Raw genomic sequence first — 25,840 nt, 5'->3', positions numbered from 1 at the left:
GCGTGGAATGGATGGCCAGAGCCCACGCCTTTTATTGCCAAGGAGTATCCCATGCAAAACCCTCGTCGCGGCGCCGCGCTGATCCTGTCCTGCGGCCTGCTCGCCAGCCTGCCGGCATTGGCTGCCGATGAACCGCGCTACAACCAGGTATCGCTGCGTGCCGAAGTCAGCAAGGAAGTGGCGCGCGACCTGATGGTCGTGACCTTGTACAGCGAAGCGCAGAACAGCGACCCCGGCAAGCTGGCCCAGCAAATCACCGAGACCATGAACAAGGCGGTGCAGCAGTCGCGTCAGGTCAAGGACGTGAAGATCAGCCAGGGCAGCCGCAACAGCTACCCGGTGTATGACAGCAAGGGCCAGAAGATCACCGGCTGGCGCGAGCGTGCCGAGCTGCGCCTGGAAAGCGCCAACTTCCCGGCCTTGTCGCAACTGACTGCCGACCTGCTGCAAGCGTTGAAGATGGGCGGCATGGACTTCTCCATCGCCCCGGCCACGCGCAAGGCCAGCGAGGATGCACTGCTCAAGGATGCAGTGGATGCCTTCAAGGCACGTGCACAACTGGCGACCGAGGCGCTGGGCGGCAAAGGCTACAAGGTGGTCAGCCTGAACCTCAACAGCAGCGGTTACCCGCGTCCATACCTGCGCAGTGCGCCAATGGCGATGAAGGCAATGGGTGCTGATGAGGCGGCACCGGCGCCGGATATCGAAGCCGGTACCAGTGAAGTCAGCATGAATGCCGATGGCCTGATCGAAGTGCAAATGCCTTGACCCGTTCGAGGGAGCGGCAAGCCCGCTCCCTCGAAGACCCCGTCAATTTCAACCTTTTCAGAATATTCCTACGCACCATAAAGGTGCTTCCTACAGCTTCTCCCGCCCCGAAATATCTCGCAAAAAGCCATCATTTTGCCCTCGCAAACGTTCAACTTCGTGAAAAGTTATACCAATGCGACATCCATGTACGGCCGTTCCACTTTTCTGGCGCCAATGAACCCCTGCCATATTGCATTGGGTATACCCCCTGCATAAGTATCCGCAGGTCGGCTCACGAGGCCACCTCAAATCGAAAAATGACAACAATGAGGCCACCATGCTCAAACACGCAGTCATTCCGTTCCTGCTAGGCGCAGGCTTGCTCTCCGGCGCACCGTCGGCCCTCGCCGCGTCCAACCTGGTGTTCTGCTCCGAAGGCAGCCCGGCCGGCTTCGACCCGGGGCAATACACCACAGGGACCGACTTCGACGCCTCTGCCGAGACCGTGTTCAACCGCCTGACCCAGTTCGAACGCGGCGGCACCGCCGTGATCCCGGGCCTGGCGACCAAGTGGGAAGTGTCCGACGACGGCAAGACCTATACCTTCCACCTGCGCGACGGGGTCAAGTTCCACAGCACCGACTACTTCAAGCCCACCCGCGCATTCAACGCCGACGACGTGCTGTTCACCTTCAACCGCATGCTCGACAAGGACCACCCGTTCCGCAAGGCCTACCCCACCGAGTTCCCGTACTTCACCGACATGGGCATGGACAAGAACATCGCCAAAGTGGAGAAGCTCGACGAACACACGGTGAGGTTCACCCTCAACGAGGTCGACGCCGCCTTCATCCAGAACCTGGCCATGAGCTTCGCCTCGATCCAGTCCGCCGAATACGCCGACCAGTTGCTCAAGGACGGCAAGGCTGCCGATATCAACCAGAAACCAATCGGCACCGGCCCGTTCGTGTTCAGCAAGTACCAGAAGGACGCGCAGATCCGCTTCAAGGGCAACAAGGACTACTGGCAACCTGACGACGTGAAGATCGACAACCTGATCTTCGCCATTACTACCGACGCCTCGGTGCGCATGCAGAAGCTGAAGAAGAACGAATGCCAGGTCACCCTGTTCCCGCGCCCGGCCGACATCCAGCCGCTGAAGCAGGACCCCAAGCTGCAGATGCCGGACCAGGCCGGTTTCAACCTCGGCTATATCGCCTATAACGTGATGGACAAGGTCAAAGGCAGCAACGAAGCCAACCCGCTGGCCCAACTGAAAGTCCGTCAGGCGCTGGACATGGCCGTGGACAAGAAGAAGATCATCGAGTCGGTGTACCAGGGCGCCGGCCAGCTGGCAGTCAACGGCATGCCGCCAACCCAGTGGTCCTATGACGACAGCATCAAGGACGCCCCGTACGACCCGGAAAAGGCCAGGCAGCTGCTCAAGGAAGCCGGCATCAAGGAAGGTACCGAGATCTCCCTGTGGGCCATGCCGGTACAGCGCCCGTACAACCCCAATGCCAAGCTGATGGCTGAAATGCTGCAATCGGACTGGGCCAAGGTGGGTATCAAGGCGAAGATCGTCAGCTATGAATGGGGTGAATACATCAAACGCTCCAAGGGTGGCGAACAGGGCGCCATGCTGATCGGCTGGAGCGGCGACAACGGTGACCCGGACAACTGGCTGGGCACCCTGTACGGCTGCGATGCCATGAACGGCAACAACTTCTCCAAGTGGTGCTACAAGCCCTACGATGACCTGATCAAGCAGGCCAAGGCCACTCCCGACCAGGCCAAGCGCACCGAGCTGTACAAGCAGGCACAGCACATCCTCAAGGAGCAGGTGCCGATCACCCCGATCGCCCACTCCACCGTGTACCAGCCCATGAGCGCCAAGGTGAAGGACTTCAAGATCAGCCCGTTCGGCCTGAACTCCTTCTACGGCGTCAGCGTGGACGAATAGGCTAGCCACGGCACCCGCTGAGCGGCGGGTGCCCCGCCGATCCACCACCCCTTCATGTCGTCCCGCCGCTACCCGTGGCGGGGTCGGCGAACTGTTGCCGCCATTCGTACCGAGAGGCGGCGCCAACAGACGTAAAAGGACTTGCCATGCGCCCTGTCACTCGTCTTTCCGCCCTGCTTGCCCTGGGCCTGATCAGCCAGGCCCCGGCCGCGCTGGCCAACAACCTGGTGTTCTGCTCCGAAGGCAGCCCCGCCGGCTTCGACACCGCGCAATACACCAGCGCCACCGACAACGACGCCGCCGAACCCATTTACAACCGCCTGGTCGAGTTCGAGCGCGGAGGTACCGCCGTGCAACCCGCCCTGGCGACGCGCTGGGAGGTGTCCGACGATGGCCTGCGTTACACCTTCCACCTGCGCGAGGGGGTGAAATTCCACAGCAACAAGGCCTTTACGCCCAGCCGCGACTTCAACGCCGACGACGTGCTGTTCACCTTCAACCGCATGCTCGACAAGGGCCACCCGTTCCGCCAGGCCTACCCCACCGAGTTTCCCTATTTCGTCAGCATGGGCCTGGACAAGAACATCGCCCGCGTCGAGAAGACCGGCCCCATGAGCGTGGTCTTCACCTTGAACAAGGTCGATGCTGCCTTCATCCAGAACCTGGCCATGAGCTTTGCCTCGATTCTCTCCGCCGAATACGCCGAGCAGTTGCTGGCCGGCGGGCGCGCCAGCGACATCAACCAGCAACCGATCGGCACCGGGCCGTTCGCGTTCCAGCGCTACCAGAAGGACTCGCAGATTCGCTACAAGGGCAACCGGGCCTACTGGGCGCCCGATGAGGTGAAGATCGACAACCTGGTGTTTTCGATCAACACCGACCCTTCGGTGCGCATCCAGAAGCTGCGCCGCAACGAATGCCAGGTCACCCTGCACCCGCGCCCGGCCGACCTGCCGGCGCTGAAGGCCGACAGCAAGCTGCAGGTACTGCAGCAACCGGGCTTCAACCTCGGCTATATCGCCTACAACACCCAACACCCGCCGTTCGACCGCCTGGAAGTGCGCCAGGCGATGGACATGGCGGTGAACAAACAGGCGATCCTCCAGGCGGTGTACCAGGATTCCGGCCAACTGGCCGTCAACGCCATGCCCCCGACCCAGTGGTCCTATGACAGCAGCATCAAGGATGCGCCGTACGACCCGGACAAAGCCCGGCAGCTGCTGCAGCAGGCCGGCGTGAAGCCCGGCAGCGAAATCACCCTGTGGGCCATGCCGGTGCAGCGCCCGTACAACCCCAACGCCAAGCTGATGGCGGAAATGCTCCAGGCCGACTGGAGCAAGCTCGGCTTCAAGGTGCGCATCGTCAGCTACGAATGGGGCGAGTACCTCAAGCGCATGAAAAGCGGCGAGCACGATATCGCCCTGATCGGCTGGACCGGTGACAACGGTGACCCGGACAACTGGCTGGGTACCCTTTACAACTGCGATGCCATTGGCAGCAACAACTATTCGCTGTGGTGCGATCCGCAGTACGACAGCCTGGTCAAGCAGGCCAAGCAGGTCACCGACCGCACCCAGCGCACCGCCCTGTACCAACAGGCCCAGCAGCGGCTCAAGCAACAAGTGCCGATTACCCCGGTAGCGCATTCCACAGTGAACCAGCCGCTCAGCGTCAAGGTGTCCGAGTTCAAGGTCAGCCCGTTCGGGCGCAATGATTTTTCCGGTGTGAGTGTTGACTGATATCTAGCCTGCAGCCACCGCTTCGGGCTTATCCGCTTCCACAAGGCATCCGCAAGCCAGGGGCTGCACAGCCGCTGTGGGAGCGGGTTTACCCGCGAAGAGGCCGACACAGGCAACACAGCGCCCCGATTCAGCCCGCAAACCCCGGGCAACCCTGGCAACACCGCAGCAAGAGCCCCGGCCCACAAGGCCAGGGAATAACTAGAAGAACAGAAAGGGAGCTTTTACCTTGAGACTATTCACCTTGACCGCACTGGCTTTATCCATCAGTGCCTTATCCACCGTGACCCAGGCCGACCCGCAGAGCCAGGACTATGTGCCCGTCACCCTCAAAGGCAGCAGCGAGCAGGAACAGGCGAGCGGCTTCATCGATGGCCAGAGCCTGTCCGGCAGCACCCGCAACTGGTACGCGCGCGAACGCGCCACGCGCGCGCCGCTATGGAAGTACTACAAGAGCGACGGCACCCGCCACGATACCCACAGCCGGGACAACTGGGTGCAGGGCACCATCCTCAACTACAGCTCCGGCTTCACCCAGGGCACCGTCGGCTTCGCCGTCGAGGCCGCCGGCTACAACGCCATTGCCCTGGAACAGGGCCGTGCCGCGATCGCCGGGCCGAACAACCGCACCCTGACCCACAGCGACGGCGACCCGGTCGGCCAGTGGAGCAAGATGGGCCTGGCCAACGTCAAGGCACGCGTGTCCAACACCACCCTGACCGTCGGCCGCCAATCGGTGGATACACCGATGATCGCCTACATCGGCAACCGCGCCCTGCCCTCTAGCTTCCAGGGGGCATTCCTGCACAGCGCCGAATTCGACAACCTGAGCTTCGACCTGGGCACCTTCGACCGCGTCTCGCCACGCACCGAACAAAGCCTCAGCAAGTTCCGCAGCGAGTACAGCGCCACTGGCGTGGAAACCGACCGCGCGAGCACCGCCGGCATCAACTACCAGCCGTTCAAGAGCCTGACCACCAGCCTGTACGCGACCAAGGTCGACGACTTCTGGAACCAGTACTACTTCGGCGCCAACCACGTGCTCGGCGACAGCGCAGTGCTCAGCCTGAGCACCGGCCTGAACTACTACAAGACCGTCGACGCCGGTAGCCAGAAGATGGGCGAGATCGACAACGACACCTACAGCCTGTCGTTCGGCCTGACCCACCAGGCCCACACCGTCAGCGCCTCGTGGCAGCAAGTCAACGGCAACGAGTACTTCGACTACCTGCACGAAACCAACGGCATCTACCTGGCCAACTCGCTGCTGTCGGACTTCAACGGCCCCAACGAGAAATCGCTGCAGCTTTCCTACGTGCTGAACATGGCGCCCTATGGCGTGCCGGGGCTGAAATTCAACCTGTACAACGCCCGTGGTTGGGGCATCGATGGCACCCATTACCGTGGTACCGCCTATGACGTGAACGGCCTGGATGGCGAAACCCACTACGAGTGGGGCATCGGCACCAGCTACGCGGTGCAGAGCGGGCCGCTGAAGGACACGAGCATTCGCGCCACCTACACCGCGCACCGCGCCAGCAAGGCCCAGGGCGATGGCAGCCTGGACGAGTTCCGGGTAGTCACCACCATTCCGTTCAACATTCTCTGACCGTCGACGCCCCGGCCCGTTTCGCTGCGGGCCGGGGCGGCTACGCTGGAACCAATGCAAGCAGGGAGTTTTCACCCATGCAGAGTGCTTTCATGAAATCGCGGCCACTGCGCCTGGCCCTGGCCGCGCTACTACTGGGCGGCGCCACGCAACTGGCGGCCAAACCGCTGGTGGTCTGCACCGAAGCCAGCCCGGAAGGGTTCGACATCGTCCAGTACACCACTGCGGTCACCGCCGATGCCTCGGCCGAGACAGTGTTCAACCGCCTGGTCGATTTCAAGCCCGGCACCACCGAGATCCAGCCGGCCCTGGCGGAGCGCTGGGACATTTCAGCCGACGGCCTGACCTACACCTTCCATCTGCGCCAAGGGGTGAAGTTCCACACCACCGACTACTTCAAGCCGACCCGCGAATTCAACGCCGATGACGTGCTGTGGAGCCTCAATCGCCAGCTCGATCCGAACCACCCCTGGCATGACAAGACCAGCGTTGGCTACCCGTACTTCGAGAGCATGGGGTTCAAGGAGCTGCTCAAGTCGGTCAGCAAGGCTGACGAGCACACCGTGGTGATTACCCTCAACCGACCGGAAGCGCCGTTCCTGCGCGACATGGCCATGGGCTTTACCTCGATCTACTCCGCCGAGTACGGCGACCAGTTGCTCAAGGCGGGCAAGACCGCCGAGCTGAACAGCAAGCCGATCGGCACCGGCCCGTTCATCTTCCAGCGTTACAACAAGGACGCCCAGGTTCGCTTCAAGCCCAACCCGGACTATTTCCGTGGCAAGCCGCCGGCCGATGCGCTGGTGTTCGCCATCGCCACCGACAGCAACGTGCGCCTGCAGAAACTGCGCGCCAACGAGTGCCAGGTGGCGCTCTACCCCAAGCCCGATGACGTGCCGTCGATCAAGCAGGACCCGAAACTCAAGGTCGAGGAAATCGAGGCCCTGGTCACCGGCTATATCTCGATGAACACCGAACACAAGTACCTGAGCGACGTGCGCGTGCGCAAAGCCATCAACATGGCCTTCGACCGCCAGACCCACGTCGACCAGCTGTTCGGCAAGGGCAATGCGCTGGTCGGCGTGAACCCTTACCCGCCGACCATGATTGGCTACAACAACGAGAACAAGAACCCGCCCCGCGACCTGGCCAAGGCGCGCGCACTGCTCAGCGAAGCTGGCGTACCACCCGGCACGGTGCTCACGCTGTTCACCCGCAACGGCGGTGGCCCGACCAACCCCAACCCACGCCTGTCGGCCGAGATGCTGCAGGCCGACCTCAAGCAGATCGGCCTCAAGCTGGATATACGCGTGATGGAGTGGGCCGAAATGCTGCGCCGGGCGAAGAAGGGCGAAGCCGACCTGGTCTCCACCGGCTGGGCCGGCGACAACGGCGATCCGGACAACTTCCTCAGCCCACTGCTCAGCTGCGATGCCGTGAAAAGCGGCGAGAACTATGCACGCTGGTGCAACCCCAAGTTCCAGGAGTTGATCAGCCGCGCCCGCGAAGTGATCGACAACGACGAGCGTGCAAGGCTCTATAACGAGGCATTGAAAGTGTACGATGACGAACAACCCTGGATCAGCATGGCGCATCCGAAGATGTTCACCGCCATGCGTGACAACGTGGAGGGCTACGTGATCAACCCTCTGACCAACAACAACTTCGCCACCACCAAGGTGAAGTAGAACAACAACGACCGCCGGCCGCCCACACGGGGCCCGGCGGCCCCGCCGTAACGGGCTGCCCGCCCCACGGCCTGATGAGGTAACCCCGACAATGTTGAGTTTTATTGCCCGGCGCCTTGGCCTGTTGATACCGACGTTCTTCGGCATCACCTTGCTGACCTTCGCGCTCATACGCCTGATCCCCGGTGACCCGGTGGAAGTGATGATGGGCGAGCGCAGGGTCGACCCCGAAATGCATGCCCAGGCCATGGAGCGCCTGGGGCTGAACAAGCCGCTGCCGGTCCAGTACCTGGATTACGTTGGCAAGCTGGCCCAGGGCGACCTGGGTGAGTCGCTGCGTACCCGCGAAAGCGTCTGGCACGAGTTCCTCACCCTGTTCCCGGCTACCCTCGAGCTGGCCTTCGCCGCCCTGCTGTTCGCCGGCATCGTCGGCCTGCTGGCCGGGGTGATCGCCGCGCTCAAGCGCGGTTCGCTGTTCGACCACGGCGTGATGGGGATTTCCCTGGCGGGCTACTCCATGCCGATCTTCTGGTGGGGCCTGATCCTCATCATGTTCTTCTCGGTAAGCCTGGGCTGGACCCCGGTGTCCGGGCGCATCGACCTGCTCTACGACATCGAGCCGAAGACCGGCTTCATGCTCATCGACACCCTGCTCAGCGACGAAGAAGGCGCGTTCAAGGACGCGCTGATGCACCTGATCCTGCCCGCCATCGTGCTCGGCACCATCCCGTTGGCGGTGATCGCCCGCATGACCCGCTCGTCGATGCTCGAAGTGCTGCGCGAGGACTACATCCGCACCGCCCGCGCCAAAGGCCTGTCGCCGGCCCGCGTGGTATTCGTGCACGGCCTGCGCAATGCCTTGATCCCGGTGCTGACCGTGTTCGGCCTGCAGGTCGGCACGCTGCTGGCCGGTGCGGTGCTGACCGAAACCATCTTTTCCTGGCCGGGCATCGGCAAATGGCTGATCGAAGCCATCGGTGCCCGTGACTACCCCGTGGTCCAGAACGGCATCCTGTTGATCGCCTGCCTGGTGATCCTGGTCAACTTCGTCGTGGACATCCTCTACGGCCTGGCCAACCCACGCATCCGTCATCAGCGCTGAGGCCTTCGCCATGACTAGCCCGATTCCGAAATCCGTCACACCGGCCAGCCCGGTGGACCAGAGCCTGCTCTACCCTTCGCCGTACAAAGAATTCTGGCAAGCCTTCGCGCGCAACAAAGGCGCGGTGATGGGCCTGGCCTTCATGTGCCTGGTGGTGTTCTGCGCGCTGTTCGCGCCGTGGGTCGCCCCGCACGACCCGAGCGAGCAGTACCGCGACTTCCTGCTGACCCCGCCGGTGTGGCTGGAAGGCGGCAACTGGCAGTTCATCCTCGGCACCGACGAACTGGGCCGCGACCTGCTTTCGCGGCTGATCCAAGGCGCGCGGCTGTCGCTGCTGATCGGCCTGTCATCGGTGGTGATGTCGCTGATCCCGGGCATCCTGCTGGGCCTGCTGGCCGGTTTCTTCCCGCAACTGCTCGGCCCGTCGATCATGCGCCTGATGGACGTGATGCTGGCGCTGCCCTCGCTGCTGCTGGCAGTGGCCATTGTCGCCATTCTCGGCCCAGGCCTGATCAACACGGTGATCGCCATCGCCATCGTTTCATTGCCCTCCTATGTGCGCCTGACCCGCGCCGCCGTGATGGGCGAACTTAACCGCGACTATGTTACCGCTGCGCGCCTGGCCGGTGCCGGCCTGCCACGGCTGATGTTCGTCACCGTGCTGCCCAACTGCATGGCGCCCTTGATCGTGCAGGCCACCCTGAGTTTCTCTTCGGCCATTCTCGATGCCGCCGCCCTGGGCTTCCTCGGCCTTGGCGTACAACCACCGACTCCCGAATGGGGCACCATGCTGGCGTCGGCCCGTGACTACATCGAGCGCGCCTGGTGGGTGGTGAGCCTGCCCGGCCTGACCATTCTGCTCAGTGTGCTGGCAATCAACCTGATGGGCGACGGCCTGCGCGATGCGCTGGACCCGAAACTCAAGAACGCCGCCTGAGGAGAACGCCATGTCACTGTTGCAGATCAACAACCTGAACGTGCGCTTCGGCGACGCCAATGCCGTACCGGTGGTCGACGGCCTGGACCTGACGGTGGAAGCCGGTGAAATCCTGGCCATCGTCGGTGAGTCCGGCTCGGGCAAGTCGGTCACGATGATGGCCCTGATGGGCCTGATCGACGCACCCGGGCGCATCACCGCCGACGCGCTGACCTTCGATGGCACCGACATGCTCAAGCTCAGCGGGCGCCAGCGACGCAAGGTGGTGGGCAAGGACATCGCCATGGTCTTCCAGGACCCGATGACCGCGCTCAACCCCAGCTACACCGTGGGCTACCAGATCGAGGAAGTGCTGCGCCAGCACCTGGGCCTGAAGGGCAAGGCCGCGCGCCAGCGTGCTTTGGAGCTATTGAAGAAGGTCGAGATCCCGGCAGCGGAAAGCCGCCTGGATGCCTACCCGCATCAATTGTCCGGCGGCATGAGCCAGCGCGTGGCGATCGCCATGGCGATTGCCGGTGAACCCAAGCTGCTGATTGCCGATGAACCGACCACGGCGCTGGATGTGACCATCCAGGCGCAGATCATGGAGCTGCTGGTCAACCTGCAGAAAGAGCGCAACATGGCGCTCATCCTGATCACCCATGACCTCGCCGTGGTGGCCGAGACCGCCAGGCGGGTGTGCGTGATGTACGCCGGCCAGGCCGTGGAAGTCGGCCAGGTACCAGAGCTGTTCGACGTGCCCGCCCATCCCTACAGCGAAGCGCTGCTGGCGGCGATCCCCGAGCACAGCATCGGTGCCGAGCGCCTGGCTACCCTGCCCGGCATCGTCCCCGGTCGCTATGACCGCCCGGCAGGTTGCCTGCTGTCGCCGCGCTGCCCGTATGTGCAGGACAACTGCCGGCACCAGCGCCCGCCCCTCGATCCCCAGGCCAATAGCCTGGCACGTTGCTTCTACCCGCTGAACCAGGAGGTGGCGTAATGGCCGTCGTTCTCTGCGCCCGGGAGCTTACCCGGCATTACGAAGTCTCCCGCGGGCTGTTCAAGGGCCATGCCCTGGTGCGTGCACTGAATGGCGTGTCGTTCGAGCTGGAGGCTGGCAAGACCCTGGCCGTGGTCGGCGAGTCCGGCTGTGGCAAGTCGACCCTGGCCCGCGCCCTGACCCTGATCGAAGAGCCGTCGTCCGGCTCGCTGCAGATCGCCGGCACCGAGGTAAAAGGCGCCAGCAAGACCGAACGCAAGCAACTGCGCCGCGACGTGCAGATGGTGTTCCAGAGCCCGTACGCCTCGCTCAATCCACGGCAGAAGATCGGCGACCAGCTGGCCGAGCCGCTGCTGATCAACACTTCGCTGAGCAAGGCCGAGCGGCGTGAAAAGGTGCAGAAGATGATGGAACAGGTTGGCCTGCGCCCTGAGCACTACCAGCGCTACCCGCACATGTTCTCGGGTGGCCAGCGTCAGCGTATCGCCCTGGCCCGGGCGATGATGCTGCAACCCAAGGTATTGGTCGCGGACGAACCGACTTCGGCACTGGACGTTTCGATCCAGGCTCAGGTGCTGAACCTGTTCATGGACTTGCAGAAGGAGTTCAACACCGCCTACGTGTTCATCTCGCACAACCTGGCGGTGGTGCGGCATGTGGCAGATCAGGTACTGGTGATGTACTTGGGCCGACCGGCGGAAATGGGCCCGAAGGAGGACATCTACGAAAAGCCGCTGCATCCGTATACCCAAGCGCTGCTGTCGGCGACGCCGGCGATCCATCCTGATCCCCTGAAACCGAAGATCCGCATTGCCGGCGAGCTGCCCAACCCGCTCAATCCGCCGGATGGATGCGCGTTCCACAAGCGCTGCCCGTATGCGACCGAGCGCTGTGCCAAGGAGGTGCCGGCGTTCAGGCAGGTGGGTACACGGCAGGTGGCTTGTCACTATGCAGAGCAATTTCTCTAGGTCGGCATGAATCCATCGCGGATGAATCCGCCCCTACATCGCAACCGTCGTAGGAGCGGATTCATCCGCGATGGGTGTAGGTGCGGATTTACCCGCGATGGGCCGCGAAGCGGCCCCATAAACCTCAATGCATGAAAAACCAGATCAGTATGATCACCGGAATCGGAACCCCGATCATCCACAACAATATCGAGCGCATGGCTTTTCTCCTTGTTCGATGGTGAACAAACCGCTGCACCCGCCATGCCATCGGCCACAAAAAGCCAAGCTGATAGGAATCAACGCCTTATCGCCGTAGCCGCTTGCCCAAACCATGCAATATGCCGGATCCACACCCTTGCGCCTGGGTGTTCTGCAATGCACTATCGGCCTCATGACCGCCCCCACCCTCCCCGACGGCCCCGAGCAGACTCCGCTCACTGCCGACACCGTGCTGCGCTACCACCTGTGCTGGAAGCACCGTGACCTGGACGGCGTCATCGCGCTCTACCACCCCGACATCCAGTACCACGATTTCTTTCAGAACCGCGTGCTCCGCTACCAGGAACTGCGCGACTACGTGCGCGCCTGCCTGCCCCATGAAGCCGGCGAAGACATCGTCCACAGCGACCGCATCCGCGTCGACGGCTGTACCGCATTCATCCAGTACCAGGTCACGGTCCAGGGCGGTGACGGCCTGGTAGCGTTCCAGTCCAGCGAGGCGATTACCGTCAAGGACAGCCTGATCTGGCGGGTCAATGAGTACGCCACCCTGGTCCGCCAGAACGGCACAGGCCACGCCCGCTCCGGCCCGCGCCCGGCCACCAGCCGCCTGGGGTTGTCGCCAAGGCAGCTGTCGACCATGGCCCAGGACCTGGAGCATTACTTCCAGCGCCAGCGCCCCTACCTCGACCCGGAACTTGACCTGCAACAGGTGGCGGACGCGAGTGGCTACAGCCGCAACCAGATTTCCTACCTGCTCAACCAGGTGCTCGGGCAAAGCTTCTACCGCTACGTCAACCAGGCCCGCCTGCACCACCTGATGGCCAGCCTGAGCGAGGACAGTGTCGAGGCGACGATCGACGACCTGGCGTTCAACGCCGGTTTCAACTCGCTGTCGGCGTTCTACAAGTGCTTCCGCGAACACACCGGGCTTACGCCGAAGGCCTACCTGAAGCAAAATTCCCTGCGTGCACGCACGTAAGACAGCCATCGCCCGCCCCCACTAGGATCGCCCCCAGACCTTGATGGATGTGGAGCCGAACCCGATGCAAGCCCTGCGCACGCTCAGCCTGTGGATGGACCAGCTCGACGAGCCGCTGTGCGCCCGCCCGGCCCTGCGCGAAGACCTGGCAGCGGATGTGTGCATCATCGGCGCTGGCTACACCGGCCTGTGGACGGCCTATTACCTCAAGCGCCAGGCACCGCAGCTGAACATCGCGGTGATCGACGCCAATATCGCCGGCTTCGGTGCCTCGGGGCGCAATGGCGGCTGGTTGATGGGCAACCTGCTCGGTGACGACCGCCTGCTGGCCACCCTGTCACCGCAACAGCGCCAGGCCAGCATCGACCTGCTGCACGGCATCCCCGATGAAGTGCACCGCGTGTTGCAACGTGAAGGCATCGACTGCGACTACCGCAAGGGCGGTGTGCTGTACTGCGCCGCGCGTTACCCGGAACAGGAGCGCAGCCTGCGCGCCCACCTCGACGACCTGTACCGCCAGGGCATGACCGAGGATGACTATCGCTGGCTACGCCCTGAACAGCTCGATACCCAGCTGCGGGTCAGCAATGCCTATGGCGCGATCTATAGCCCGCACACCGCGACCATCCAGCCGGCCAGGCTGGTGCGTGGCCTGGCTCGGGCGGTAGAAGCGCTGGGCGTGCCGATCTACGAAAACACCCCGGCCATCGACTGGCAAGCCGGCGAGGTGCGTACCCCGCTGGCACGTATTCGCTGCCAATGGACCGTGCCCGCCGTGGAAGGCTACGCGGCAAGCCTGCCGCCGCTGGGCAGACACCAGCTGCCGGTGCAAAGCCTGCTGGTGGCCACCGAGCCATTACCGGACGCCACCTGGGCACAGATCGGCCTGAGCCAGGGCCAGGCCTTCAGCGAGAACAGCCGTCAGGTCACCTACGGCCAACGCACCGCCGACAACCGGCTGGTGTTCGGTGCCCGTGGCGGTTACCGCTTCGGTGGCCGCCTGCGTGAAGACTTCAACCTGGACGAACACGAAGTCGAACTGCGCCGCTACCTGTTCAGCGAACTGTTCCCGCAACTGCAGCACGTACGCATTACCCACACCTGGGGCGGCAACCTGGGCATGGCGCGGCGCTTTCGCCCGCACATGCTCTGCGACCGCCAGCGTGGCATCGCCCTGGCCGGTGGCTACGGTGGCGAAGGCGTCGGCGCCAGCAATCTCGGCGGGCGCACCCTGGCAGCACTGATCCTCAATCAGCACAACGAACTGACCGGGCAGCCTTGGGTGCTCGACAACCGCCCGCTGTCGAGCCTGGCCAGTTGGCCCCCAGAGCCCTGCCGCTGGCTGGGCTACAACGCGATCATCCAGAGCTTCGTTTACGAGGACCGCACCCTCGCCAACCCCGCCAGCGCCCCCTGGCGGCGGCGTCTGGTCGGCGCGCTGGCGGACTTCATGGAAGGCTTCATGCACTGATTTCCCATCAACCGACACAGGATCAACCGGCCATGAGCATCACCCAGTTCAAGAACACCGACACCGCCGTGCTCGACAATTCCAGCCCGGTCTCGGTCCCCCTCGGCGCCCCCGTGGCTGTGACCTCGGTCACCTGTGTGACCCGCAGCGACGGCGTCGAGATCGGCATCTGGGAGTGCTCCCCCGGGCGCTGGCGTCGGCAAATCGTGCAGCAGGAGTTCTGCCATTTCATCAAGGGCCGCTGCACCTTCACCCCCGACGACGGCGAGCCACTGCATATAGAAGCCGGAGACGCGCTGATGCTACCGGCCAACAGCACCGGCACCTGGGACATCCAGGAGACGGTGCGCAAGACCTACGTCCTCATCTTCTGATCCGCTGATCGCCTGCCTTCGATAACAACAGACAAAGCAAGGTAAACCCGACATGCGCACGTACCTTCTCGCCCCTCTGATGCTGGCTGCCAGCGTGGCCAGCGCCGCCGAAACGGTGAAGATCTACAACTGGTCCAGCTATGTCGCCCCCGACACGCTGAAAAATTTCCAGCAGGCCAGTGGCATCGTGCCCACCTATGACGTGTACGACAGCAACGAAACCCTCGATGGCAAGCTGATGACCGGCAACTCCGGCTACGACGTGGTGTTCCCTTCCAACCACTTCATGGCCCGGCAGATCCAGGGCAAGGCCCTCAAGCGCCTGGACAAGTCGCAACTGCCCGGCTGGCACAACCTCAATCCCGTGCTGCTGAGGGCACTGGAGGTCAACGACCCGGGCAACCAGTACGGCTTCCCCTACCTGTGGGGCAGTACCGGCATCGGCTACAACATCGACAAGGTCAAGGCGGTGCTTGGCGACAACGCGCCGGTGGACTCGTGGGACCTGATCTTCAAGCCCGAATATATGAGCAAGCTGAAAAGCTGCGGCGTCGCGGTGCTGGACAACGGCCCCGAACTGCTGCCGATCGCCCTGCACTACCTCGGCCTGCCGCACCACAGCCAGAACCCGGCCGATTACGACAAGGCCAAGGCGCTGCTGATGCAGGTGCGCCCGTACATCAGCTACTTCCACTCATCGAAATACACCGGTGACCTGGCCAACGGCGACATCTGCGTGGTGGTGGGCTTCTCGGGGGATGTGCTGCAGGCGAAGAACCGTGCCGAAGAGGCGAACAACGGGGTGAAGGTGGGGTATTCGATCCCCAGGGAAGGCGCGCCGATGTGGTTCGACATGGTGGCCATGCCGGCCGATGCACCGGATGAAAAGGCCGGATACGCCTACTTGAACTACCTGCTGCAGCCGGAGGTGATGGCCAACATCAGCAATCACGTGCAGTACGCCAACGGCAACCTCGAGGCGGATGCGCTGGTGAACCCGGCACTGAAGAGCAACACGATGATTTACCCGAGCGACGACGTGATGGGCAAGCTGTTTGCGCTGGAGGCGATGCCGGCGAAAATCGACCGAATTCGCACCCGGATCTGGACCAGTATCAAGGCCGGGAACTGAATTGGGGCTGCTTTGCAGCCCTTCGCGGGCGCGCCCGCGAAGGGCTGCAAAGCAGCCCCAGTCTCAATACTTAATGGTGCTCGCGGGTAGCGCGGAACTTGATGTCCGGCCAGCGCTCTTCCATCAGCGACAGGTTGACCCGGGTCGGCGCCAGGTAGGTCAGGTGCCCACCGCCATCGATGGCGAGGTTTTCCATGGCCTTGTTCTGGAATTCCTCAAGCTTCTTCTTGTCATCGCAGGTGATCCAGCGGGCCGACCAGACGGTGATCGGCTCGTAGGCACACTCGACCTTGTACTCTTCCTTCAGGCGGCTGGCGACCACGTCGAACTGCAGCACACCGACCGCACCGAGAATGATGTCGTTGCTGCGCTCGGGGAAGAACACCTGGGTCGCCCCCTCTTCGGCCAGCTGCTGCAGGCCCTGGCGCAGCTGCTTGGATTTCAGCGGGTCCTTCAGGCGCACACGGCGGAACAGTTCCGGGGCGAAGTGCGGGATACCGGTGAAGCCCAGCGCCTCGCCTTCGGTGAAGGTGTCACCGATCTGGATGGTGCCGTGGTTGTGCAGGCCGATGATGTCGCCAGCGTAGGCCTCTTCCAGCTGCTCACGCTCGGAAGAGAAGAAGGTCAGCGCATCGCCGATGCGCAGGTCCTTGTTGATACGCACGTGGCGCATCTTCATGCCCTTCTCGTACTTGCCGGAGCAGATGCGCATGAAGGCGATGCGGTCGCGGTGTTTCGGGTCCATGTTCGCCTGGATCTTGAACACGAAACCGCTGAACTTCTCTTCCACAGGCTCCACGGTGCGCTCGTGGGCGACCCGGCTCAGCGGGCGCGGTGCCCAGTCGACCACCGCGTCGAGCACATGGTCGACACCGAAGTTGCCCAGCGCGGTACCGAAGAACACTGGGGTCAGCTGGCCATTGATGAACTCGTCCTGGTTGAACTCGTGGCAGGCGCCCTGCACCAGCTCCAACTGCTCGACGAACGCGTCGTACTGGTCGCCGAGGTGAGCGCGGGCTTCGTCAGAGTCCAGCTTCTGGATGATCTTGGCCTCGGTGCGCTCATGGCCGTGGCCTGGGGTGTAGACGACGATATAGTCGCCGGTCAGGTGGTACACGCCCTTGAAGTCACGGTAGCAACCGATCGGCCAGGTGATCGGCGCGGCCTTGATCTTCAGTACCGCTTCGATCTCGTCGAGCAGTTCGATCGGGTCACGGATGTCACGGTCGAGCTTGTTGATGAAGCTGACGATTGGCGTGTCGCGCAGGCGGCACACATCCATCAGGGCGATGGTACGTGGCTCTACGCCTTTACCGCCATCGAGCACCATCAGCGCCGAGTCCACCGCGGTCAGGGTACGGTAGGTGTCTTCCGAGAAGTCTTCGTGGCCGGGGGTGTCGAGCAAGTTGATCATGTGCTCGCGGTACGGGAACTGCATCACCGAGGTGGTGATGGAGATGCCGCGCTGCTTCTCCATCTCCATCCAGTCGGAAGTGGCGTGGCGGTCGGACTTGCGCGACTTCACGGTACCGGCAACAGCAATGGCCTTGCCCATCAGCAGCAGCTTCTCGGTGATGGTGGTCTTACCGGCGTCGGGGTGGGAAATGATTGCGAAAGTGCGGCGCTTCGCGACTTCGGCGGCCTGGTTGGTCATGGGAAATCGCCTGACTGGGGGATTAAAAAGGGGCGATATCATACCTGATGTTGGGCCAGTACCAAAACCTGCTGAACCGGCGGTGCCTTGCTCCGGCCTCTTCGCGGGTAAACCCGCGCCCACAGGTATCACACCGTCTTTGGAACCTGTACAGGACCTGTGGAAGTGGGTCTACCCGCGAAAGGGCCCTTCCACACGCCACAAGTTCGCCAGGCAATCGCTTTATCCCGACAAATAGCCCAAGAGCAGTTGTTTCAACGCCTACAGCGCACTAACCCGCTGCTTTTTCTCGTCAAATTTCCAAGCAGGCAGTGATTAACGCTGGCCAAATGCCGCTTCAGATGGGAACCTTTACGCCCACGGAGACGTCCATTCCCCTGCAACCCGCTTCGCTTGGGGGGTTGTTTCATCAGCATTTCGAGCCCGACGGGGTTCGGCTCATGGCCTGATCGCTGCCTTCGGCATGCGTCACGCTGCTACTCGCGAACACACCACCCGCCGCCAGGACTGGCCGGCAACAAGAAGTATGTTCGCCGACGACACAAGGAGTCCGCCTGTGGCTGAACGCTACGGAAAAGGGCTGTTGGGATGGGCCACCGTGCTCGTCATCCTGGCCCTGCTGGTCCACTGGATCGGCATCGACACGATCGCCCGTTATCGCGACGATCTCGGGTTCTACCTGCAAGCGCACCTGGTACTGGTGCTGGCTTCGATGGCGGCGGCGCTGGCCGTGGGCATCCCCGCCGGCATTGCCTTGAGTCGACCGCAACGGGTCGACAAAGCCGAACGCTTCATGCAGTTGTTCAACGTTGGCAACACCATCCCTCCCCTGGCCGTTCTGGCCATCGCCCTGAGTATCCTGGGCATCGGCGCCGGGCCTGCGATCTTCGCCCTGTTCCTCGCCTCGCTCCTGCCCATCGTGCGCAACACCTACGAGGGCCTGAAAAACGTCCCCGCCGCACTCAAGGAAGCCGCCACCGGCATCGGCATGACCCCGCGCCAGCAACTCTGGCAGGTGGAACTGCCGAATGCCGTGCCGATTATCGTCGGCGGTGTGCGCGTGGCCCTGGCGTTGAACGTGGGCACCGCACCGCTGGCCTTCCTGATCGGCGCCAACAGCCTGGGCAGCCTGATCTTCCCCGGCATCGCCCTGAACAACCAGCCACAGCTGCTGCTGGGTGCCGCCTGCACCGCGCTGCTGGCACTGGCGCTGGATGCCGCGGTGAGCTTCGCCAGCAAGCGCTGGCTGGAACGTGGCCTGGCCGGATAACGAGAGGGAACCGATGAACAAGAAAATCGCCTTGCTGCTGGGCGCGGCCCTGCTGTTCGCAGGATTTGCCCAAGCGGCAGAAAAACCACTGATCCGCATCGGCGCGCGGGTGTTCACCGAACAGACCGTACTGGCCGAAATCACTGCGCAATACCTGCGCGCCAATGGCTTTGACGTGCGTGTCACCGGCGGCCTGGGCAGCAATATCGCGCGCCAGGCCCAGGAAGCCGGCCAGCTCGACCTGATGTGGGAATACACCGGCGTGTCACTGGTGTCGTACAACCACGTCGAGCAACGCATGCCCAGTGCTGCCGCCACCTATGCCAAGGTCAAGCAACTGGATGCGCAAAAGGGGCTGATCTGGCTGACCCCGTCGAAGTTCAGCAACACCTACGCGCTTGGCCTGCCCAGCCAGGTCGCCGAGGCCTACCCGCAGATCAATTCGATCAGCGACCTCAACCAGGTGCTGCGCAGCGAACGTAGCAGCCAGCACCTGGTGGCCCTGGACACCGAGTTCGCCAACCGCCCGGATGGCCTGGTCGGCCTGAAGGCGATGTACGACCTGCAAGTGGATCGCGCCAACATTCGCCAGATGGACGCTGGCCTGGTCTACACCGCCATGCACAACAACCAGGTGTTCGCCGGCCTGGTGTACACCACCGACGGCCGCCTGAACGCGTTCAAGCTCAAGCTGCTGGAAGACGACAAGCATTACTTCCCCGACTACACCGCCGCGCCCGTGGTGCGCAAGGCCGTGCTCGATGCCAACCCGCAACTGGCCAGCCTGCTCAAGCCACTGGCCGAGCAACTGGACGATGAAACCATGCGCCAGCTCAACGCCAAGGTCGATGTCGAGCACCAGAACCCGACCGCCGTAGCGGCAGCCTTTCTGCGCGAGCACCCACTGAACAGCGAGGGCCAGCCATGAACCTGATCAATACCTTCAGCCACCTGGACTGGGCCCAGGTGCTGCAGCTGACCTGCCAGCACATCATGCTGGTGGGCATCGCAGTCGGCCTGGCCATCCTCGTCGGCGTGCCGCTGGGCATCCTGATGACGCGCTTCCCCGCCGTCGCCGGCCCGCTGCAGGCCAGCGCCACGGTGCTGCTGACCATCCCCTCGATCGCCCTGTTCGGCCTGCTGCTGCCGTTCTACTCGAAGTTCGGCCAGGGCCTGGGGCCGCTGCCGGCGATCACCGCCGTGTTCCTCTATTCGCTGCTGCCCATCCTGCGCAACACCTACCTCGCCCTGACCAACGTCGAACCCGGCATTCGCGAGGCCGCGCGCGGTATCGGCATGACCTTCGGCCAGCGCCTGCGCATGGTCGAGCTGCCCATCGCGGTGCCAGTGATCCTCGCCGGCGTGCGCACCGCCGTGGTGATGAACATCGGCGTCATGACCATTGCCGCCACCATCGGCGCTGGCGGCCTGGGCGTGCTCATCCTCACCTCCATCAGCCGCAGCGACATGTCGATGCTGCTGGTCGGTGCGGTATTGGTCAGCCTACTGGCGATCGTCGCCGACCTGCTCCTGCAAACCCTGCAACGTGCCCTGACTCCAGAAGGACTGCGCCCATGATCGAACTGAAGAACCTCAGCAAGACCTTCAACGTCAACGGCAAGGACGTCAAAGCCGTCGACTCGGTAAGCCTCACCGTCAACGAAGGCGAGATCTGCGTGTTCCTCGGCCCCTCGGGCTGCGGCAAAAGCACCACGCTGAAAATGATCAACCGCCTGATCACGCCCACCTCTGGCCAGGTGTTGATCAATGGCGAAGACACCACCGGGCTGGACGAAGTGACCCTGCGTCGGCACATCGGCTACGTGATCCAGCAGATCGGCCTGTTCCCGAACATGACCATTGAGGAGAACATCACCGTGGTCCCGCGCCTGCTCGGCTGGAGCAAGCACAAGTGCCACGAACGCGCCCGCGAGCTGATGCACATGATCAAGCTGGAGCCCAAGCAGTACCTGCAGCGCTACCCGCGCGAGCTGTCCGGCGGCCAGCAGCAGCGTATCGGCGTGATCCGTGCCCTGGCTGCCGAAGCGCCGGTGCTGTTGATGGACGAGCCGTTCGGGGCGGTCGACCCGATCAACCGCGAGATGATCCAGAACGAATTCTTCGAGATGCAGCGGGCCCTGAACAAGACCGTGATCATGGTCAGCCACGATATCGACGAAGCGATCAAGCTGGGTGACAAGATCGCCATCTTCCGCGCCGGCAAGCTGCTGCAGCTGGACCACCCGGACACTTTGCTGGCACACCCGGCGGATGAGTTCGTGAGCAACTTCGTCGGCCAGGACAGCACGCTCAAGCGTCTGCTGCTGGTGCGTGCAGAGGATGCGGCGGACAACGCGCCATCGCTGAGCCCGGAAACCCCGGTGGGCGAGGCGCTGGAACTGCTCGATGAGCATGACCGCCGCTATGTGGTGGTGACCGACGGGCAGAACAAGGCGCTGGGCTATGTGCGCCGGCGCGACATGCATCGCCAACAGGGCAGCTGTGGCGACTTCCTGCGGCCCTTCAATGCCACGGCGTCATATGACGAGCACCTGCGTATCCTGTTGTCGCGGATGTACGAATACAACCGGGCATGGTTGCCGGTGCTGGATGCCGAGCAGGTGTTCCTGGGCGAGGTGACCCAGGAGTCGATTGCGGCGTACCTGAGCTCGGGGCGCTCGCGGGGAGCCAAGACCAGCATCGTTTCGCCGGCTGAGGCGGTGGCCTCCTAGATTGCTGGGGGCGCTTTGCGCCCCATCGCGACACAAGGCCGCTCCTACAGGAAATCGCGTTCCCCTGTAGGAGCGGCCTTGTGTCGCGATGGGCCGCAAAGCGGCCCCGGCGATCTCGGCTCAGAACCCTACACTGGCCTGCACGTAGAAGGTCCGCGGCTCACCCACATAGAGGCCGGCATTGTTGTCGCTGGAGCGGGTGAAGTACTGCTTGTCGAACAGGTTCTTCACCCCCGCCGCCAGCTTCAGGTTGGACAGCTGCGGCCCGAACGCGTAGCCGCCACGGGCATGCCAGGTCACATAACCCGGAATGTCGCCATACTGCCCGTCGGCACTCGGCTCGGTAATGTAGTCACCATTGAAGCTGCCATCGGCATTGATCCCGGTCCCCGGCGCGCGCTGCCTGGATTGTGCATAGGCATCCAGGTTCCAGGTCCAGCGGTTGATGGCATAGCGCACCCCAGCCGTGGCCACCTGGCGTGAATAGAACGGCAGGTCACGGCCTTCGAACCCGGGAATGTCCCCTTCATAAGTCGCGCGGGTATAGGTGTAGCCACCGCTCACCGACAGCCCGTCCAGGCGCGGGTCCAGCCCGGCCAGGTCATAGCGCACGGAGGCCTCGATACCCTGGTGCTTGGTCGCACCCAGGTTGGTCCAGCCCACGTCGTTGCTGATGTACTGCAGCTCATCATCGAAGTCGATGTAGAACGCCGTCAGCTCACCGGCAAAACCGCCATTGTCATAGCGCGTACCGATTTCGTAGGTCTTGGCCTTTTCCGGCTCCAGGCCATTGGCCGTGCTGTTGCCGGTACCGCCCTGGCCCAGCTGGAAGTACTGCAGGCTGCCGAACGAGGTCTCGTAGTTGGCGAACAGCTTCCATGCATCGGAGAGGTGATACATCACGCTCAGCGCCGGCAGCGGTTCGTTGCTGGTGATGCTGCGGTTTTTCTCCGGTACCGGCTTGCCGTTGGCACCGAGCACCGGACGGTCGCGCCAGTCGGTATTGATGTGCTCGAAGCGCAGGCCGGGGGTGATGGTCCAGTTACCCACGTCGATCTTGTCGTCGATGTAGTAGGCGCTGGCCTCGGTCCCGCCGCTGCGGTCCTGGAACACATGGCCGTCGGAGCCCGGCACAGGGGTCGGCACGTTGTCGACCAGGCCCAGGCGGGTCGACTGTTCGCGCATCGCTTCCTTCAGGTAACGGTAACCCACGCTGACTTCCTGGGTAGTGGGCCCGGCGAAGAAGATGCGCGAAAGCCGCGGTTCGATGGCGAAGGTGTGGTAGTTGCGCGGGTACGACGACAGGGTCTTCATGTCACGCGCGGCAATGGCACTGCCGCGGAAGCTGTCGGTGTAGTAGGTCAGCACTTCGAACTGGGTGGCATCGTCGAGCTGACGTTGCCACTTGAACGACACGTCCTTGCGCCGGCCGGCGAAGTAGTCATAGTCGCGCAGCGACTGGTACGGGTTGCTGTCGTACTGCGCCTGGGTCAGGCCGCCGGGCATGTCGGCACGGCCATCGTAGTAATGGAAGTTGAGCCAGAACTCGTCCACTTCGGTGGGCGCCCAGTGCGTCTTGAGGATGACATCATCGATGTCATTGCCATTGTTGCTTTCGCGGTAGCCGTTGCCATTCACCCCGGTGTACAGCAGCGCCACCCCCATGCCGTTGTCCGCCGTGCCGCCGACAAAGGCCGATTCGGTGTGCTTCCAGCCGCCATGCTGGGAAGTTTCCAGGGTGGTGGACAGCTCTGCCGAGGCTTTTTCCGGAATTGCCCGGGTCACGAAGTTGATCACCCCGCCGACGTTCTGCGGGCCATAGCGCACGGAGCCGGCACCACGCACCACATCGATACTGTCGAGGTTGCCCGAGGAAATCGGCGCCATCGACAGCTGCGGCTGGCCATAGGGTGCAAAAGCAGCCGGGATGCCATCGATCAGTACCGTGGAGCGCGGCGACAGGCGCGAAGTCAGGCCACGCACCCCGACGTTCAGCGACAGGTCGCTGCCGCCGGTGCCATTGGAGTCCTGCACCTGTACCCCCGGGATGCCGCGCAGCACATCGCGCACGTTCATCGCGCCCTTCTCCACCATCGCTTCGCGGCGCACCACGGTACGCGCGCCAGGGTGGTTCTGTACCACGCTCTGCTGGGCATCGCCCAGCCAGTCACCGACCACCTTGATGTCGGTGGGCGCCAGCTCCAGGCTGCCGGTGGTGAGAGTGCCATCGGCCTGGGCCGGCTTGACCACCACGGTGCCCTGGGACATTTCGTAGGTGAGGCCGCTGCCCTGCAGCAACTGCTGCAGCGCCTGCTCCGGCGCCAGCTGACCGGACACCGCCGGCGCCTGCTTGCCGGCCACCAGCTCGGGGCTGAAGAACAGTTGCAGGTTGGTCTGCTGACCCAACTGGTTCAGTGCCGAAGCCAACGGTTGTGCCTGGATCTGGATGGTGCTGCCAGTTTCTGCGGCCTGGCTGCCGACGGCCATGGCAGAGACCGCCAGGGTCAGTGCCAGGGCGCGCAAGCGTGGGAAGGGCTTGTTATTGTTCACGTCGTCGAAACTTCCTGGAATACGGATAAACGCCAACCGCATGCAAATGGAAATGCTTGGCAGTTGCAGCTGGCGGGGAAGACGAACGAGCGGAAAAAAACCTGAATCTATTTCGCGATTATTTCGCTGGAGCCATCGGCATTGGCCTTGATGGCCACCGGCAGGATGCTCGGCAAGGCGCGCAGCAAGGCGTCGGTGTCGTCGGTGCGGAATGTGCTGGACAGGCGCAGTTGGGCAAGCTTGCCGGGGGCGACCCGCAGTGGCTGGCTGCGGTAGCGCGAAGCTTCCGCCACCACCTCGGCCAGGGTGGCGTTGTCGAACACCAGCTTGCCCTGGCGCCAGGCAGTCAGCGCGGCGACATTCACCGCATAGGGCGCGGCGACCTGGCCTAGTGCATCGATGTGCGAGCCCTGGCCAGCGGTAAGCTGTGCCAGCGAAGCGCCCTTGCCCTGCACGCGCACCGAACCCTGCTCCACCGCCACGCGGGTACTGCCCGCGTCCAGGCGGACGTCGAAGCGGGTACCGGTGACGGTCACGCTGCCTTGGGCAGTGTCGACCACGAACGGCCTGCCGCTGTCGTGGGCGACGCTGAACATCACCTCGCCCGCCATCAGTTGCACATGACGCTGGCCCGCACTGAATGCGACCCGCACCTGCGTGCTGCCGTTGAGCTCAAGGTGCGAACCATCCGGCAACTCGACCTGGCGACGTTCGTTGAAGGCAGTCTGCAGGTCGCCGTGGTGATTCAGCCGCTGGTACTGCCAGCCGCCCCAGCCCAGCCCCACCGCCATTGCGCCCAGCGTGGCGGCCAAAGCCACGCGCACCAGGCGCCGCCGTGGCAGCTGGGCTACCGGGGCCGGCCGGGCCAGCGCTTCCAGGCGCTGGCGGGGGATGAAATCGGCAGCCTGCCACAGCCGGGCGAGTTGCTCGTACTCTTCCCGGTGCCGCCTGTCACCCTCCAGCCATGCCTGCAACTGCGCCTGCAGCCCGGCATCCCGAGGCGCATCCTGCACGCGGGCGAACCATGCCGCCGCCTGCTCGCGGACGGTTTCGCTACCGTGCTGTTCCATCGAAAAGGTCTCCTGACTCATCATGCCGACACATCCAGGTGCTCACGCAGATGCCGGAGCGTGCGAATCATATACTTTTCGACCATGTTCTTGCTCAACCCCATGCGCTCGGCGATCTCCGCCTGGGTGCGGCCCTCCAGCTTCTGCCAGATGAACACCTGGCGGCAGTTCAGCGGTAGCTCGGCCAACGCCCGCTCGACGCTGTCGGCCAGTTCCAGGGCATGCACGTAGGCTTCGGGGTCGCCACTGCCGGCCGGGCCTTCGTCGAAGGCTTGCAGCTCCAGGGCCTGGCGCCGGTCCTCGCGCCGGAAACCATCCACGGCAATGTTGCGTGCGGTCTGGTGCAGGTAGGCGCGTGGCTGCTCGACCTGTTGGCCTGGGCTTTCCAGGACCCGGACGAAGGCATCGTGGGCGAGGTCCTCGGCTTGCTGACGACTGCGCAGCTTGCGCGTCCAGGTGCCGATCAGCTCATGGTAATGGTCGAGAAAGCCTTTGGGTCCGGACACGGTCGATGGTCATCAGGGAGGCGGACAAGGGTGCGAATAGTAATGTTTCTCATCAAAACCGGCAAATCCGTCAGTCGGTAACAAAAAATTTATCGGCTTTTTCAGGCACGTGCGTGCCAGGCATCTGTGGCCATAAATATGAACACCTGACGCCCCTGCCGGG

At 63.4% G+C, this 25,840-nt stretch carries 21 protein-coding genes; 17 read left to right on the top strand and 4 right to left on the bottom strand.

Annotated elements, in window-relative coordinates; all coding sequences use genetic code 11:
- The first annotated feature begins 51 nt into the window (after window positions 1-51).
- The 13 genes from QSV36_RS20505 to QSV36_RS20445 all read left to right on the top strand — a co-directional run bounded on the left by QSV36_RS20505 (window position 52) and on the right by QSV36_RS20445 (window position 15,895).
- Window positions 52-768 (top strand): SIMPL domain-containing protein, encoded by a 717-nt coding sequence (locus QSV36_RS20505; RefSeq protein WP_289133935.1) that lies wholly within the window; start codon window positions 52-54, stop codon window positions 766-768.
- A gap of 319 nt (window positions 769-1,087) precedes the next feature.
- On the top strand, window positions 1,088-2,713 hold the full coding sequence (locus tag QSV36_RS20500; RefSeq protein ID WP_289133934.1) for an ABC transporter substrate-binding protein: 1,626 nt from the start codon (window positions 1,088-1,090) through the stop codon (window positions 2,711-2,713).
- A 146-nt stretch (window positions 2,714-2,859) separates the two neighbouring features.
- Complete coding sequence (locus QSV36_RS20495) at window positions 2,860-4,452, top strand: ABC transporter substrate-binding protein (RefSeq protein WP_289133933.1); 1,593 nt, start codon at window positions 2,860-2,862, stop codon at window positions 4,450-4,452.
- Between the two features lie 229 nt (window positions 4,453-4,681).
- Window positions 4,682-6,061: an OprD family porin gene (locus QSV36_RS20490; protein ID WP_289133932.1), complete on the top strand. Its 1,380-nt coding sequence runs from the start codon at window positions 4,682-4,684 to the stop codon at window positions 6,059-6,061.
- A gap of 77 nt (window positions 6,062-6,138) precedes the next feature.
- Window positions 6,139-7,749: an ABC transporter substrate-binding protein gene (locus tag QSV36_RS20485; RefSeq protein ID WP_289133931.1), complete on the top strand. Its 1,611-nt coding sequence runs from the start codon at window positions 6,139-6,141 to the stop codon at window positions 7,747-7,749.
- Between the two features lie 91 nt (window positions 7,750-7,840).
- On the top strand, window positions 7,841-8,851 hold the full coding sequence (locus QSV36_RS20480; RefSeq protein WP_170028381.1) for an ABC transporter permease subunit: 1,011 nt from the start codon (window positions 7,841-7,843) through the stop codon (window positions 8,849-8,851).
- Window positions 8,852-8,861: 10 nt separating this feature from the next.
- Complete coding sequence (locus QSV36_RS20475) at window positions 8,862-9,788, top strand: ABC transporter permease subunit (RefSeq protein ID WP_170028380.1); 927 nt, start codon at window positions 8,862-8,864, stop codon at window positions 9,786-9,788.
- A 10-nt stretch (window positions 9,789-9,798) separates the two neighbouring features.
- Window positions 9,799-10,767 carry an ABC transporter ATP-binding protein gene (locus QSV36_RS20470; protein WP_225780516.1) on the top strand — a complete coding sequence of 323 codons (969 nt, stop codon included), beginning with the start codon at window positions 9,799-9,801 and terminating at the stop codon, window positions 10,765-10,767.
- The gene (locus tag QSV36_RS20465; RefSeq protein ID WP_289133930.1) at window positions 10,767-11,735 is read left to right on the top strand and encodes a peptide ABC transporter ATP-binding protein; all 969 of its coding nucleotides are present in this window, start codon (window positions 10,767-10,769) and stop codon (window positions 11,733-11,735) included. The genes QSV36_RS20470 and QSV36_RS20465 overlap by 1 nt, the downstream gene beginning before the upstream one ends.
- Before the next feature lie 373 nt (window positions 11,736-12,108).
- Window positions 12,109-12,918, top strand: coding sequence for an AraC family transcriptional regulator (locus QSV36_RS20460; RefSeq protein ID WP_289133929.1), 810 nt, complete (start codon window positions 12,109-12,111; stop codon window positions 12,916-12,918).
- Between the two features lie 64 nt (window positions 12,919-12,982).
- Window positions 12,983-14,389, top strand: coding sequence for an NAD(P)/FAD-dependent oxidoreductase (locus QSV36_RS20455; protein WP_289133928.1), 1,407 nt, complete (start codon window positions 12,983-12,985; stop codon window positions 14,387-14,389).
- A 32-nt stretch (window positions 14,390-14,421) separates the two neighbouring features.
- A complete protein-coding gene (locus tag QSV36_RS20450) occupies window positions 14,422-14,763 on the top strand; it encodes a cupin domain-containing protein (RefSeq protein WP_289133927.1) in 342 nt (113 codons plus the stop codon).
- Window positions 14,764-14,815: 52 nt separating this feature from the next.
- Window positions 14,816-15,895, top strand: a complete 1,080-nt coding sequence (locus tag QSV36_RS20445; protein WP_289133926.1) for a polyamine ABC transporter substrate-binding protein — start codon at window positions 14,816-14,818, stop codon at window positions 15,893-15,895.
- A 70-nt stretch (window positions 15,896-15,965) separates the two neighbouring features.
- On the opposite strand, the gene QSV36_RS20440 is transcribed toward QSV36_RS20445, so the two are convergent.
- Window positions 15,966-17,549, bottom strand: coding sequence for a peptide chain release factor 3 (locus QSV36_RS20440; RefSeq protein WP_170028373.1), 1,584 nt, complete (start codon window positions 17,547-17,549; stop codon window positions 15,966-15,968).
- Between the two features lie 526 nt (window positions 17,550-18,075).
- On the opposite strand from QSV36_RS20440, the gene QSV36_RS20435 reads away from it, so the two are divergent.
- The 4 genes from QSV36_RS20435 to QSV36_RS20420 are packed head-to-tail and all read left to right on the top strand — an operon-like array spanning window position 18,076 to window position 21,551.
- Entirely contained in the window at window positions 18,076-18,819 is a 744-nt protein-coding gene (locus tag QSV36_RS20435; protein ID WP_502945703.1) for an ABC transporter permease, read from the top strand.
- 13 nt (window positions 18,820-18,832) lie between these two features.
- On the top strand, window positions 18,833-19,747 hold the full coding sequence (locus QSV36_RS20430) for a glycine betaine ABC transporter substrate-binding protein (RefSeq protein WP_289133924.1): 915 nt from the start codon (window positions 18,833-18,835) through the stop codon (window positions 19,745-19,747).
- Window positions 19,744-20,397, top strand: a complete 654-nt coding sequence (locus tag QSV36_RS20425; RefSeq protein WP_289133923.1) for an ABC transporter permease — start codon at window positions 19,744-19,746, stop codon at window positions 20,395-20,397. The genes QSV36_RS20430 and QSV36_RS20425 overlap by 4 nt, the downstream gene beginning before the upstream one ends.
- Entirely contained in the window at window positions 20,394-21,551 is a 1,158-nt protein-coding gene (locus QSV36_RS20420; RefSeq protein WP_289133922.1) for an osmoprotectant ABC transporter ATP-binding protein OsmV, read from the top strand. Before QSV36_RS20425 ends, QSV36_RS20420 begins: the two co-directional genes overlap by 4 nt.
- A 120-nt stretch (window positions 21,552-21,671) precedes the next feature.
- Here QSV36_RS20420 and QSV36_RS20415 read toward each other — a convergent pair whose 3' ends face one another.
- The 3 genes from QSV36_RS20415 to QSV36_RS20405 all read right to left on the bottom strand — a co-directional run bounded on the left by QSV36_RS20415 (window position 21,672) and on the right by QSV36_RS20405 (window position 25,677).
- Entirely contained in the window at window positions 21,672-24,101 is a 2,430-nt protein-coding gene (locus QSV36_RS20415; protein ID WP_289133921.1) for a TonB-dependent siderophore receptor, read from the bottom strand.
- Window positions 24,102-24,208: 107 nt separating this feature from the next.
- Window positions 24,209-25,171, bottom strand: coding sequence for a FecR family protein (locus QSV36_RS20410; protein ID WP_289133920.1), 963 nt, complete (start codon window positions 25,169-25,171; stop codon window positions 24,209-24,211).
- A gap of 20 nt (window positions 25,172-25,191) precedes the next feature.
- Window positions 25,192-25,677, bottom strand: coding sequence for a sigma-70 family RNA polymerase sigma factor (locus QSV36_RS20405; protein WP_289133919.1), 486 nt, complete (start codon window positions 25,675-25,677; stop codon window positions 25,192-25,194).
- Window positions 25,678-25,840: the final 163 nt, after the last annotated feature.

The sequence above is a fragment of the Pseudomonas sp. BCRC 81390 genome, from assembly GCF_030341915.1.
Taxonomy (GTDB): Bacteria; Pseudomonadota; Gammaproteobacteria; order Pseudomonadales; family Pseudomonadaceae; genus Aquipseudomonas.
The sequence above is the reverse complement of the archived record's forward strand: the minus strand, read 5'-3'. Positions and strand labels throughout refer to the sequence as shown.

Coding starts and splice junctions, on each gene's coding strand:
- QSV36_RS20500 (WP_289133934.1), top strand. CDS start 1,088: ATGCTCAAACACGCAGTCATTCCGTTCCTGCTAGGCGCAGGCTTGCTC.
- QSV36_RS20495 (WP_289133933.1), top strand. CDS start 2,860: ATGCGCCCTGTCACTCGTCTTTCCGCCCTGCTTGCCCTGGGCCTGATC.
- QSV36_RS20425 (WP_289133923.1), top strand. CDS start 19,744: ATGAACCTGATCAATACCTTCAGCCACCTGGACTGGGCCCAGGTGCTG.
- QSV36_RS20505 (WP_289133935.1), top strand. CDS start 52: ATGCAAAACCCTCGTCGCGGCGCCGCGCTGATCCTGTCCTGCGGCCTG.
- QSV36_RS20420 (WP_289133922.1), top strand. CDS start 20,394: ATGATCGAACTGAAGAACCTCAGCAAGACCTTCAACGTCAACGGCAAG.
- QSV36_RS20485 (WP_289133931.1), top strand. CDS start 6,139: ATGCAGAGTGCTTTCATGAAATCGCGGCCACTGCGCCTGGCCCTGGCC.
- QSV36_RS20435 (WP_502945703.1), top strand. CDS start 18,076: ATGTTCGCCGACGACACAAGGAGTCCGCCTGTGGCTGAACGCTACGGA.
- QSV36_RS20465 (WP_289133930.1), top strand. CDS start 10,767: ATGGCCGTCGTTCTCTGCGCCCGGGAGCTTACCCGGCATTACGAAGTC.
- QSV36_RS20470 (WP_225780516.1), top strand. CDS start 9,799: ATGTCACTGTTGCAGATCAACAACCTGAACGTGCGCTTCGGCGACGCC.
- QSV36_RS20455 (WP_289133928.1), top strand. CDS start 12,983: ATGCAAGCCCTGCGCACGCTCAGCCTGTGGATGGACCAGCTCGACGAG.
- QSV36_RS20430 (WP_289133924.1), top strand. CDS start 18,833: ATGAACAAGAAAATCGCCTTGCTGCTGGGCGCGGCCCTGCTGTTCGCA.
- QSV36_RS20475 (WP_170028380.1), top strand. CDS start 8,862: ATGACTAGCCCGATTCCGAAATCCGTCACACCGGCCAGCCCGGTGGAC.
- QSV36_RS20445 (WP_289133926.1), top strand. CDS start 14,816: ATGCGCACGTACCTTCTCGCCCCTCTGATGCTGGCTGCCAGCGTGGCC.
- QSV36_RS20450 (WP_289133927.1), top strand. CDS start 14,422: ATGAGCATCACCCAGTTCAAGAACACCGACACCGCCGTGCTCGACAAT.
- QSV36_RS20440 (WP_170028373.1), bottom strand. CDS start 17,549: ATGACCAACCAGGCCGCCGAAGTCGCGAAGCGCCGCACTTTCGCAATC.
- QSV36_RS20460 (WP_289133929.1), top strand. CDS start 12,109: ATGACCGCCCCCACCCTCCCCGACGGCCCCGAGCAGACTCCGCTCACT.
- QSV36_RS20410 (WP_289133920.1), bottom strand. CDS start 25,171: ATGGAACAGCACGGTAGCGAAACCGTCCGCGAGCAGGCGGCGGCATGG.
- QSV36_RS20480 (WP_170028381.1), top strand. CDS start 7,841: ATGTTGAGTTTTATTGCCCGGCGCCTTGGCCTGTTGATACCGACGTTC.